General features: G+C 70.9%; 11 protein-coding genes and 1 pseudogene. 5 read left to right on the top strand and 7 right to left on the bottom strand.

Features of this window, described 5'->3' with window-relative positions; all coding sequences use genetic code 11:
- The 5 genes from ACLB9X_RS06960 to ACLB9X_RS06940 all read left to right on the top strand — a co-directional run bounded on the left by ACLB9X_RS06960 (position 1) and on the right by ACLB9X_RS06940 (position 5,226).
- Positions 1–1,341 carry a sulfate adenylyltransferase subunit 1 gene (locus ACLB9X_RS06960; protein ID WP_410359358.1) on the top strand — a complete coding sequence of 447 codons (1,341 nt, stop codon included), beginning with the start codon at positions 1–3 and terminating at the stop codon, positions 1,339–1,341.
- A gap of 231 nt (positions 1,342–1,572) precedes the next feature.
- Positions 1,573–2,682 (top strand): aliphatic sulfonate ABC transporter substrate-binding protein, encoded by a 1,110-nt coding sequence (locus ACLB9X_RS06955; RefSeq protein ID WP_410359357.1) that lies wholly within the window; start codon positions 1,573–1,575, stop codon positions 2,680–2,682.
- A 37-nt stretch (positions 2,683–2,719) separates the two neighbouring features.
- Entirely contained in the window at positions 2,720–3,508 is a 789-nt protein-coding gene (locus tag ACLB9X_RS06950) for an ABC transporter ATP-binding protein (RefSeq protein ID WP_410359356.1), read from the top strand.
- Complete coding sequence (locus tag ACLB9X_RS06945; protein WP_410359355.1) at positions 3,495–4,391, top strand: ABC transporter permease; 897 nt, start codon at positions 3,495–3,497, stop codon at positions 4,389–4,391. Before ACLB9X_RS06950 ends, ACLB9X_RS06945 begins: the two co-directional genes overlap by 14 nt.
- Before the next feature lie 7 nt (positions 4,392–4,398).
- Positions 4,399–5,226 carry a sirohydrochlorin chelatase gene (locus ACLB9X_RS06940; protein WP_410359354.1) on the top strand — a complete coding sequence of 276 codons (828 nt, stop codon included), beginning with the start codon at positions 4,399–4,401 and terminating at the stop codon, positions 5,224–5,226.
- Between the two features lie 35 nt (positions 5,227–5,261).
- Here ACLB9X_RS06940 and ACLB9X_RS06935 read toward each other — a convergent pair whose 3' ends face one another.
- The 7 genes and pseudogenes from ACLB9X_RS06935 to ACLB9X_RS06905 form a co-directional block, all read right to left on the bottom strand.
- Entirely contained in the window at positions 5,262–5,906 is a 645-nt protein-coding gene (locus ACLB9X_RS06935; RefSeq protein ID WP_410359353.1) for a DsbA family protein, read from the bottom strand.
- A gap of 87 nt (positions 5,907–5,993) precedes the next feature.
- Positions 5,994–6,355: pseudogene (locus ACLB9X_RS06930) on the bottom strand (DUF4440 domain-containing protein).
- A gap of 28 nt (positions 6,356–6,383) precedes the next feature.
- The gene (locus ACLB9X_RS06925; protein WP_410359352.1) at positions 6,384–6,932 is read right to left on the bottom strand and encodes a DUF1697 domain-containing protein; all 549 of its coding nucleotides are present in this window, start codon (positions 6,930–6,932) and stop codon (positions 6,384–6,386) included.
- Between the two features lie 168 nt (positions 6,933–7,100).
- Positions 7,101–8,300 carry a S8 family serine peptidase gene (locus tag ACLB9X_RS06920; protein ID WP_410359351.1) on the bottom strand — a complete coding sequence of 400 codons (1,200 nt, stop codon included), beginning with the start codon at positions 8,298–8,300 and terminating at the stop codon, positions 7,101–7,103.
- A gap of 442 nt (positions 8,301–8,742) precedes the next feature.
- Entirely contained in the window at positions 8,743–10,035 is a 1,293-nt protein-coding gene (locus ACLB9X_RS06915; protein ID WP_410359350.1) for an ABC transporter substrate-binding protein, read from the bottom strand.
- The gene (locus ACLB9X_RS06910) at positions 10,035–10,877 is read right to left on the bottom strand and encodes a carbohydrate ABC transporter permease (RefSeq protein ID WP_410359349.1); all 843 of its coding nucleotides are present in this window, start codon (positions 10,875–10,877) and stop codon (positions 10,035–10,037) included. Before ACLB9X_RS06910 ends, ACLB9X_RS06915 begins: the two co-directional genes overlap by 1 nt.
- Positions 10,874–11,779 (bottom strand): carbohydrate ABC transporter permease, encoded by a 906-nt coding sequence (locus ACLB9X_RS06905; RefSeq protein ID WP_410359348.1) that lies wholly within the window; start codon positions 11,777–11,779, stop codon positions 10,874–10,876. Before ACLB9X_RS06905 ends, ACLB9X_RS06910 begins: the two co-directional genes overlap by 4 nt.
- Between the last annotated feature and the right edge of the window lie 156 nt (positions 11,780–11,935).

Genomic DNA, 11,935 nt, shown 5'->3' with positions numbered 1-11,935 from the left:
ATGACCAGCACCACCGAGCAGCTGGCCGAGCAGCTTTCGGCCACCACCCTGCTGCGCTTCGCCACCGCCGGGTCCGTCGACGACGGCAAGTCCACGCTGGTGGGCCGGCTGCTGCACGACTCCAAGTCGGTCCTCACCGACCAGCTGGAGGCCGTCGAGCACGCCTCCCGTAACCGCGGCCAGGAGGCGCCCGACCTGGCGCTGCTCACCGACGGTCTGCGGGCCGAGCGCGAGCAGGGCATCACGATCGACGTGGCGTACCGTTACTTCGCCACCGCGCGCCGCCGGTTCATCCTCGCCGACACGCCGGGCCACGTGCAGTACACGCGCAACATGGTGACCGGCGCGTCCACGGCCGAGCTCACGGTGATCCTGGTCGACGCCCGCAACGGCGTCGTCGAGCAGACCCGCCGCCACGCGGCGATCGCCGCGCTGCTGCGCGTTCCGCACGTGGTCCTCGCCGTCAACAAGATGGACCTCGTCGACTACGCGGAGTCCGTGTTCGCCGCGATCGCCGAGGAGTTCACGGCGTACGCGACCGAGCTGGGCGTCCCCGAGGTCACCGCGATCCCGATCTCCGCGCTCGCCGGCGACAACGTCGTGGACGCGTCCGCGAACATGGACTGGTACGGCGGCCCGACCGTGCTGGAGCACCTGGAGACGGTGCCGGTCAGCCACGACCTGAGCCACTGCCACGCCCGGCTGCCCGTGCAGTACGTGATCCGGCCGCAGACCGTCGAGCACCCGGACTACCGGGGCTACGCGGGCCAGATCGCGGCCGGCACCTTCCGGGTCGGCGAGGAGGTGACCGTGCTGCCCTCGGGCCGCACGACGCGCATCGCCGGCATCGACCTGCTGGGCAAGCCGGTCGACGTGGCCTGGACGACCCAGTCGGTGACCCTCCTGCTGGAGGACGACGTCGACATCTCGCGCGGCGACCTGATCGTGCCGAGCAAGGACGCGCCCCCGACCACCCAGGACGTCGAGGCGACCGTCTGCCACGTCGCCGACCAGCCCCTGACCGTCGGCCACCGCGTGCTGCTCAAGCACGGCACCCGCACGGTCAAGGCGATCGTCAAGGACATCCCGTCGCGGCTGACCCTCGACGACCTCTCCCTGCACCCGCACCCGGGTCAGCTGGTCGCCAACGACATCGGCCGCGTCAAGATCCGTACGGCCGAGCCGCTGCCGCTCGACTCGTACGCGGACTCGCGCCGCACCGGCGCGTTCATCCTGATCGACCCGGCCGACGGCACCACGCTCACCGCGGGCATGGTCGGCGAGTCGTTCGCCTCGCCGGAGCCCGTCCGGGACAAGGCCGACGACGGCTGGGACTTCTGACATGACCGATGTCTTCGGAACCTTCGCCAAGGAGGGCGGCCGCGTCGGCAGCGGGGCCCTCGGCGCGGGCAGAGGCGGGGTGGCGCGATGTGCGCGATGACTGAACTGCCGCAGGTCCGCGGCTTGCGCGCCCGCACTCCCCGCACCCAGCACCGACGAAGACCGCCGACGACCCGGCCGCGTCCCACCTGAACCGACGCGCCGACCGGGCCAACGAGAGGACAGCCTCCCGTGCCAGCCACCCGCACCACCGTCCGCCGCGGCCTCGCCGCCGCGGCCGCCCTGCCGCTCCTCGCCATCGCCCTCACCGCGTGCGGCTACGGCTCCCAGGCGAAGGCCGACAAGGTCGCTCCCGCCGCCAAGGGCAAGAAGATCGACGGCCTGGACACCGTCAGGGTCGGGTACTTCCCGAACCTGACGCACGCGACCGCCCTGGTCGGCGACCAGGAGGGCATCATCCAGCAGGAGCTCGGCGGCACGCAGCTGTCGACGGCGGCGTTCAACGCGGGTCCGTCCGAGATCGAGGCGCTCAACGCCGGCTCGATCGACATCGGTTTCATCGGCCCCTCGCCCGCGGTCAACGGCTACGTGAAGTCCCAGGGCAAGAGCCTGCGGATCATCGGGGGCTCGGCCTCCGGTGGCGTCAAGCTGGTCGTGAACCCGAAGAAGATCAAGACCCTGGACGACGTCAAGGGCAAGAGGATCGCCACCCCACAGCTCGGCAACACCCAGGACGTGGCGTTCCTCAACTGGATCGCCGCGAAGGGCTGGAAGGTCGACCCGGAGAGCGGCAAGGGCGATGTCTCCGTGGTCCGCATGGAGAACAAGGTCACGCCGAACGCCTATCTGTCCGGCTCCGTCGACGGCGCGTGGGTGCCGGAGCCGACCGCGTCGAAGCTGGTCAGCGACGGCGCGAAGGTGCTTCTCGACGAGTCGACGCTGTGGCCCGGCAAGAAGTTCGTCATCACGAACGTGATCGTGTCGCAGAAGTTCCTCGCGGAGCACCCGGCCGTCGTCGAGGCCTTCCTGCGCGGCACGGTGAAGACCAACGAGTGGATCAACGCCAACCCGGACAAGGCGAAGGCCTCCGCCAACGCCAAGCTCCAGGAGCTCACCGGCAAGGCGCTGCCGGCGAAGGTGATCGACCCCGCCTGGCCGTCGATCCAGTTCACCGACGACCCGCTGGCCGCGACGCTCGACGCGCAGGCGGGCCACGCGGTGAAGGCCGGTCTGCTTCAGCAGCCCGACCTCGCCGGCATCTACGACCTGCGGCCGCTGAACAAGATCCTCGAAGCCGAGGGCCGGCCCGCCGTCGCCGACGCCGGGCTCGGCGTCAGTTGAGCACCGCAACCAGCCGAGTTCCCAGGAGGTGACGACCATGGCCACTGCCATCGCCAAGGCCGACGACCGCGTGCGCACCGAGTACGCGGCCCGGATCGGGCATGTCTCCAAGTCCTTCGCCGGGCCCGCCGGCACCCAGCTCGTCCTGGACGACATCACGCTCGATGTCGCTCCGGGCGAGTTCGTCACCCTCCTCGGGGCCTCGGGCTGCGGTAAGTCGACGCTGCTCAACCTGGTCGCGGGGCTCGACCGGCCGACGGCGGGGTCGATCGAGACCCCCGGGGGCCGGCCCGCGTTGATGTTCCAGGAGCATGCGTTGTTCCCGTGGCTGAGCGCGGGCAAGAACATCGAGCTTGCGCTGCGCCTGCGCGGCGTGCCGAAGGCGCGACGCCGCCCGGAGGCCGAGCGGCTGCTGGAGCTGGTGCGGCTCGGCGGCGCGTACGGCAAGCGGGTGCACGAGCTGTCGGGCGGCATGCGGCAGCGGGTCGCGATGGCTCGCGCGCTGGCGCAGGACAGCCAGCTGCTGCTGATGGACGAGCCGTTCGCGGCGCTGGACGCCATCACGCGCGACGTGCTGCACGACGAGCTGACCCGCATCTGGCGGGAGACGAACGTGTCGGTGCTCTTCGTGACGCACAACGTCCGTGAGGCGGTGCGGCTCGCGCAGCGCGTGGTGCTGCTGTCGTCGCGGCCGGGGCGCATCGCCCGGGAGTGGACCGTGGACATCGATCAGCCACGGCGCATCGAGGACTCCGCGGTGGCGGAGCTGTCCCTCGAGATCACCGAAGAACTGCGTGGGGAGATCCGCCGACATGGCCAGCACTGACACGACCGCGAAGGCCACGGTCAAGAACGACGACCTCGCGGGTCTCGAGGCCGGTCTCGACGCGCTGGAAGCGGTGCAGGTCAGCCGTACGCCGGTGCGCGAGGTGCTGCTGCGGAAGGTGCTGCCGCCGCTGACCGCCGTCGCCCTGGTGCTCGTGGTGTGGCAGCTGCTGGTCTGGGCGGAGGTCACGGAGGCGTACAAGCTGCCCGCGCCGTCCGCGGTGTGGGACAGCGTGTCCGAGATGTGGCTGCAGGGCACGCTGTTCGACGTCGTGTGGACCAGCGTGTCCCGTGGTCTGCTGGGCTTCCTGCTGGCACTGGCGATCGGCACGCCGCTCGGCCTGCTGGTCGCCCGGGTGCGGTTCGTCCGCGCCGCGATCGGGCCGATCCTGTCCGGGCTGCAGTCGCTGCCGTCGGTGGCCTGGGTGCCGCCCGCCGTGATCTGGCTGGGTCTGAACGACTCGATGATGTTCGCCGTGATCCTGCTGGGCGCGGTCCCCTCGATCGCGAACGGCCTGGTGTCGGGCGTGGACCAGGTGCCGCCGCTGTTCCTGCGGGCGGGCCGCACACTCGGTGCGACCGGGCTGAAGGGTGCCTGGCACATCGTGCTGCCGGCGGCGCTGCCCGGTTACGTCGCGGGCCTGAAGCAGGGCTGGGCGTTCTCCTGGCGGTCGCTGATGGCCGCGGAGATCATCGCGTCCTCCCCCGATCTGGGCCTCGGCCTCGGCCAGTTGCTGGAGAACGGGCGCAACAACGCCGACATGCCCGGCGTGTTCCTCGCCATCGCCCTGATCCTGATCGTCGGCATCGCGATCGACCTGCTGATCTTCAGTCCGCTGGAGCGGTGGGTGCTGCGCAGCCGCGGTCTCCTCGTCAGGAGCTGAGTCCACGATGCGCAGTTCCGCACGCCCCTCGCCCGCCGCCGCCCTCGCGGGGAAGCCTCCCCGAACTCCGTCCGGAGGTGCCGCCGGCGCACCCGTCCTTCTGGTGATCGCCCACGGCAGCCGCGACCCGCGCCATGCCGCGACGGTGCACGCCCTCGTCCGGGGCGTGCGGTCGCTGCGGCCGGGACTGCGCGTCGAGGTCGGCTTCCTGGACTTCAACCTGCCGTCGGTGACGGGCGTGCTGGACCGTCTGGCCGCCGAGGACGTCCGCGAGGTGGTGGCGCTGCCGCTGCTGCTGACGCGTGCCTTCCACGCGAAGGCCGACATCCCCGCCGTCCTGCGCGAGGCTCCCGCGTCGCTGCGCATACGGCAGGCCGAGGTGCTCGGCCCGTCGCCGCTGCTGCTGTCCGCCGTCCACCGGCGGCTGTACGCGGCGGGGCTCGGCCCCGCCGACAAGAGCTCGACCGGCCTGGTGCTGGCGTCGGCGGGCTCCACCGACCCGGAGTCGATCGCAGTGATCGCCGAAACAGCGCGGGAGCTGCGGCACACCGGTTGGTGCGCCGTGCGACCTGCGTTCGCCTCCGCCGTCTCCGCCGGGGGGTTCCCCCGCACCGAGGACGCCGTGCGCGAGCTGCGCGCCCTCGGTGTGCGCCGGGTGGCGGTCGCGCCGTACGTGATCGCCCCCGGACGCCTGCCGGACCGCATCGCGGAGGGCGCGCGGGACGCGGACGTGCTGGCCGATGTGCTGGGCCCCGGGCCGGAGCTGGCCCGTCTGCTGCTGACCCGCTTCGACGAGGCGCGAGCGCGGGAGGGCGCACTGGCGTTCACCGCGTAGCCATCACGCGGTGAACAGGCGCGACAGCGCCGCGGTCAGTCGAAGACGAGGCTGCCGGTGCGGGCGCGCTTGATCTCGAAGAGGTCGGGGTGGCCGGCGAGGACCCGGAAGCTGTCGAAGAGCGCGACGGCCTCCTTGCCCCGGGGGATCGAGTTGAGGACCGGGCCGAACCAGACGGTGCCGTCGACGTGCAGGGTGGGTGTGCCCACGTACCCGTCGGCGGTGGGGTCCTTGCCCGTGTCGTGGCTCGTGCGCACCTCGTCGTCGTACGACGGGTCGTGGGCCGCATCGGCCAGGGCGGCGGGCAGGCCGAGCTCGGCCAGGGACTCGGCGACGACCGCGTCGAAGTCCTCGTTCCGGTCCCGGTGGATCCGGGTGCCGAGTGCGGTGTAGAGGTCGCGGAGCACTCCGTCGCCGTGCTGCCGGGCGGCGGCCGCGAGGACGCGCACGGGGCCGACGGAGCGGTCCACGAGATCGCGGTACCAGTCGGGGAGTTCGTTGCCGATGTTGTGCAGGTACAGGCTCATCAGGCGGAAGCGGAGGTCGAGCGCGCGCTCCTGCTCGACCTCGAGGATCCAGCGGGAGGCGATCCAGGCGAAGGGGCAGACCGGGTCGAAGTAGAAGTCCACGACGGTGTTCTCGGAGCCGGTGGGGCGGTCGGTGTGCTGCGCGGTGTCCATGTCGTCGACTCTAGAGGGGGATTGGCACGTCCCCGCGGGCCATTCGCCATCCGTTCCCGTGGGCCATTTCGGCGCGGGGAGTGCGGGTCACCGCGCCGCGAGGGGCGCGGGGTCTCCGGTCTCCGCGAAGCGTGTGCCTTGGTGGAAGTAGAGCAGCCAGTTGCCGCCGGTCAGCCGGCAGATCGAGCTGCGGTGGGCGCGGTGGCCGCCCGCCTCGGTGTCGAAGGTCAAATGCACGTGCCGGCCGCGAGTTGCACGCCCCTCATGCGGGAGGTGGTGATCGGCCGGGGCGAGGGCGCGCTCCGTGCCCGCAGCGCGGACAGGATCGACTCACGGGTCCATAGCCGGCCCGAGGTGCCGAACTCCTCGTAGTCGGGGTGGAGCAGCCGCGCGAGCAGATCGGGGCTGGCCCGCACGGCCGGGTCGAGCAGCCGGAACTCCGCCTCCATCGCGGCGTTCACGGCATCGGTCGCGAGGTCAGTCACGGGTCATCTCCACCAGCTTGACGACGGTGTTCCAGTTGCGGCTGGTCGCCACGACGCCCCTCCACAGGCTCGGTCTGCCCAGCACCTCGGCGAGTTTGGAGCGGCCGAGTCCGTCCGGCGTGTACAGGTACACCACCCGGTCGCCGAGCCGGAACTCCTCCGGCAGAAGGGCCTCGGCGTCGACGGACTCCAGCCGCTCGGGCGCGAGCTGCTCGGACAGGAAGGTCACGTGCAGCTGCTTGCCCTGGAGCGTGTGGGCGGGGAAGGGGCAGGCGTCGGCGACCGCTCGCAGGTACGCGCCGCCGCGCACCAGGGTGTCGACCCGGAAGCCGAAGGTCTGCTCGACGGCTTCCTCGATCCCCGCGGCGAGCGTCCGCTCGTCGCCCGCCGCACTGCTGAAGACCACGTTGCCGCTCTGCAGGTAGGTGGCGATGTCGCTGTGCCCCAACTGTGCGAGCACGGCGCGTAGTTCCGCCATGGGGACCTTCTTCTTGCCGCCCACGTTGACTCCGCGCAGCAGGGCCGCATACCTCTTCGTCATGGCCCACACGATAAGGCGGCCGCCGTGCCCCGTGGGGGAGGGTACGGGGGCCGCCGGCTCGGCGGCGCACGCGCCGCAGGGGTGCCGCCGGGCTGCGGGAGGACCGGCCCGGACGACACCCCAGGGGCCCTCCTCCGCGTCAGGTGCGAGCGGAGGAAGGGCCCTCGGTCACTCGACGACCTTCAGCAGCTTGTTCGGCGTGCCGGAGGACGGGTTGGTGATCTTGTCGGGCGTGGCGCCGTCGGTGAGCGCCTTGGCGACATCCGCCGGGGTGGCGTCCTGGTGCCCGGCGAGGTAGACCGCGGCGGCGCCGACGACGTGCGGGGTCGCCATGGAGGTGCCGGAGATGGTCTTGGTGCCCTCGTCGCTGTCGTTCCAGGCGGACGTGATGTCCGAGCCCGGCGCGTAGACGTCCACGATCTGGCCGAAGTTGGAGAAGTCCGACTGGGCGTCGTCCTTCGTGGACGAGGCGACCGTGATGGCCTCCTGGACGCGGGCCGGGGAGCCCTGGCTCGCGTCACTGGACTCGTTGCCCGCCGCGACACCGAAGGTGACACCGGCGGCGATCGCCTTGCGGACGGCCGCGTCGAGGGCCTCGTCGGCGCCGCCGCCGAGGCTCATGTTGGCGACGGAGGGGCCCTGGTGGTTCTGGGTGACCCAGTCGATGCCCGCCACGACCTGCTCCGTGGTGCCGGAGCCGTTGTCGTCGAGAACGCGGACGGCGACGATCTTCGCCTTCTTGGCGACACCGTGCGCGGCACCGGCTATGGTCCCGGCGACGTGCGTGCCGTGGCCGTTGCCGTCGTCGGCGCTGTCGTCGTTGTCGACGGCGTCGAAGCCGTGCGTGGCGCGACCCTCGAAGTCCTTGTGCGAGATGCGGACTCCGGTGTCGATCACGTACGCGGTGACGCCCTCGCCGGCGGTGTCCGGGTAGGTGTACTTGCTGTCACCGGCGGTGTCGGCCTGGTCGATGCGGTCCAGGCCCCAGGACGGCGGGTTCTGCTGGTCCGCGTTGATCGTGAACTTCTTGTTCTGCACGACCTTGGCGACCGCCGGGTCGGCGGCCAGGCGCTTGGCCTCGGTCTCCGAGAGTCCGGCGGCGGAGAAGCCGTTGATGGCGGAGCGGTAGTCGCGCTTCAGCGTGCCGCCGTACTCCTCGGCCAACTCCTTCTTGTCGGTCTTCTCGTCGAGCATCACGATGTAGCTGCCCGCGACGGCGCCTTCGGCGTTGGCGCCGTAGATCTTGCCCTCGGCGGGCGCCGCGGCGCCGGCGAAGGACGTGCCGAGAAGCGTTGCACCCGCTGCAGCTGCAACGGCAGCAACGGCCGCCGCGAGCGTGATCCGGTTCGAGCGCTTGTGAGTTGCCATGAAGAGGGGTCTCCTCGTCAACTTTTGTGGGGGGATTGCCCCGCGGCCGTAAAAACTCCGGGGGCTGACTCGAAACCCTGACCGATTGACGCGCTCAGATCAAGACCTTCACATACCTGTGACTTACTCAACAAGGTTTCGCAATAAGAAATCGGCCATGCCTTCCCAAGGCGGACCCGGCCTCAATCTCCACCCCCGACTGAGGCGCTGGGCATTGAGGCGCGGGCCCCACCCAGCCCGCCGACGTTTGAGCCCGGGACCCCACCCAAGCCCGCCGCCGTCTGAGGCGCGGGACCCACCCAGCCCCGCCGGCGTTTGAGGCGCGGGGTACGGGGCGGAGCCCCGGAACACCGCCTGAAGGGCGGTACGGGGCCCGGGGCTTGCCCCGTTCACGAGAAGGGGCGGGTAGGGGAAAGCCCCACCAGACCCCGACAGGCCGCACTCAGCGCTGGTACCGCGCCAGCACCAGATTGCCGTCCGTCACCAGCCGTTCGCGCAGCTCGCCGGCGTCGATCGCTCCGCTGTAGTACTCCTGGTGCGCCGGGGTCGCGACCTTGTCCTTCCACTCCGGGTACCCGCGCACCGACTGTGCCGGAGCCGACCGGAGATGCCGGGCGAGTTCGGCGCCCACGGCCCAGCCGTCCTTGTCCGTGTGCAGGGCCGGGTCGCCGAGCGCCTCGGTCCCCGTGGGCAGCATCCAGTCGCCCTGCGCCAGCCGCACCATGTTCCGCGGCTGGAGCATGAAGTCGATGAACCGCGCCGCCTCCTCCTTGTACGGGCTGTCCTCGGCCACCGACAAAGTCTGCGGGCTCACGCCCTGCGCCGGTCCCCCCGGCCCCGCGGGAGCCGGCAGCACTGTCCACTCGAACCCCTCGGGTGCCTGCTGGACGATCTGCTGCCGGTAGGAGAACCCCAGCGGGACCATGGCGTACTTGCCGCCGAAGAGGCCGGGCAGGGTGTCCGAACCGCCCGTGCCCAGCGTGCTGCGCGAGGCGCTCCTGTCGACGTTGACCTGGTCGTGGACGGTCCGGGGCACCACCGCGTCCCCCTCGGTGAACCGGACGGTGACCTTGCCGTCGGCCCCGCGGTGGAACAGCTGCCCGCCCGCGGACAGGCCGAGGTTGAGCGTCACGGACACCGGCTCCTTGAGCGGCCAGGCTATGCCGTACCTCCCCTCCCCCATGTGCGCGGTCAGGTCCTTCGCCACATGCCGGAACTCCTCCCAGCTCCACGGCCGCCCGGCCGTCGGGACGCGGACCCCGGACGCGTGCAGGATCTTCTTGTTGGCGATGAGGACGCGGGGCTCCTGGAGGAAGGGCACGCCGTAGACGCCGTCGCCGAAGGTGGTCGTCTGCCAGCTCTGCGGCGGGATGTCGGCCTTGAGGCGCTCGGGCAGCAGATCGGTCAGGTCGGCCAGGTAGCCCCCGTACGCGAAGTCCGCGAGGTCGTCGGAGGCGTCGTGGATGATGTCCGGCGCCTCGCCTCCCTCGAACGAGGTGAGCAACTGGTCGTGCACGCTGTCCCAGCTGCCCTGGACGTATTCGACCTGGACGTCGGGGTGGGCCTCGTTCCACTCCTTGACCAGTTCCTTGTTGGCGTCGACGGACTCCTTCTGCCACGCCAGGGACTGGAAGCGGAGTCTGATCTTTCCGTCGGCGCGGTCTCCGTCCCCGCCGCAGCCGGTGAGCAGCAGGGCGAGGGCGGCGACGACCGCCGGCAACAGTCGTGTGCGCATCAGTTCTTCACCGCCCCGGCCAGCATGCCGCCTGTGATCCGCTTCTGGATGATCGCGAAGATGACGAGCGAGGGGAGCGTCGCGAGGAACGCGGCCGCCGCGAGCGGCCCGAGGTCGGCGACGCCCTCCGCGCCGAGGAAGTGTGTGAGGACGACCGGCAGGGTCTGTTTCTCCGGGGTCTTGAGCAGGACGAGCGCGAAGAAGAACTCGTTCCACGCGGTGATGAACGCGAAGAGCGCGGTGGCGACGATCCCCGGCGCGAGCAGCGGCGCGGACACCGAGACCAGCGTCCGGAACCGACCGGCGCCGTCCACGGCGGCGGCCTCCTCCAACTCTCCCGGTACGGCCCGCACATAGCCGACGAGCATCCACAGCGCGAACGGCAGCGACCAGACCACATAGACCATGATCAGTCCGAAGAGGGTGTTGATCAGATGCAGGTTCTTGAGGATCAGGAACAGCGGAATGATCACCAGGACGAACGGGAACGCCTGGCTGACCACGACCCAACCGGTGGCCGCGGTGGTCAGCCTCCCGCGGTGGCGGGCCATCACGTAGGCCATGGGGGTCGCTATGACGACGGCCGTCAGGGCCGCGGCGAGGGCCGCGAGCAGACTGTTGGCCGCCGCCTGGAGCAGCGGCTGTTCGTCGAAGGCCTGCCGGAAGTTGTCGAGGGTCGGCTCCTCGGGGATCCAGGTGGGATGCAGCGAGCCCAGCTCCCGCGCGGGCTTGAACGCGGTGGAGACCAGCCACAGGAACGGGAAGGCGAGGAAGACCAGATAACAGGCCAGCGCGGCGTACTGCCCGGCACGGCCGGCCCTGCTGGTGCGCAGCGCGCTCATGTCTCGTCGCCTCCCTTGAGCCGACCCACGAGGTAGCAGGCGAGCAACACCGAGATGACGGCGACCATGACGCAGCCCATGGCGGCCGCGTAGCCGAACTGCCCGTAACGGAAGGCCTCTTCGTACGCGAAGAGCATGGGCAGCCGGGTCCGTCCGCCCGGCCCTCCGTTGGTCAGCACGTACACCAGGGCGAAGGCGTTGAAGTTCCAGATGAGGTTGAGTGCCGTGATGGCGAGCGCGACGGGCCTGAGCGCGGGCCAGGTGACGGTGCGGAACCGCCGCCATGCGCCCGCTCCGTCGAGCGCGGCCGCCTCGTGGAGCTCGTGCGGGGTGTTCTGGAGCCCGGCGAGCAGCGCCACCGTGGTCTGCGGCATGCCGGCCCACACGCCGACGACGATCACGGCGGGCAGCGCGGTGGCGAGGCCGGTCAGCCAGTCGCGTCCGTCGCCGAGGCCCAGGTCACGGATGGTCTCGTTGAGGATGCCGGCGTCGGAGTTGTAGACCAGCCGCCACATGATGCCGACGACGACCTCGGGCATGGCCCAGGGGACGATCGCGAGCGCACGGGCGAGCCAGCGCAGCCGCAGCCGCTGGTCGAGCAGCAGGGCGAGGCCGAGCGCGAGGAGGAACTGCGGGACGGTGACACCGACCGCCCACAGCAGGCCGATGCGGAACGACTCCCAGAACAGGGTGTCGTGCAGCAGGTCCCGGAAGTTGAGTGCCCCGATCCACTGTGTGGGTTCGGTGCGGCCGGCCTGTGCGTCGGTGAGGGACAGCGCGATGCCGTAGAGCAGCGGGCCGACGCTCAGCACGAGGATGGGGATCAGCGCGGGCAGGACGAGGAACCAGGCACCGAAGGCCGGTTTCCTCCCTAACCGCGCCGTTGTGGTCGCCGATGTCATGTATTCGACTCCTTCGGGCGGCCCGGCCCTGACCGGGTCCTGATCCGCCGCCCCGGCGGCCCCGTCATCGTGCTGACGGGTCGTCGGTTCGTCAAGGTCACCTGCACGGATGCGAGACTTTGCCCGATACACGACAGGCACGGCGCCGGGAGAGAC

It is taken from the genome of Streptomyces sp. 5K101, from assembly GCF_046506645.1.
Lineage (GTDB): Bacteria > Actinomycetota > Actinomycetes > Streptomycetales > Streptomycetaceae > Streptomyces.
The sequence above is the reverse complement of the archived record's forward strand: the minus strand, read 5'-3'. Positions and strand labels throughout refer to the sequence as shown.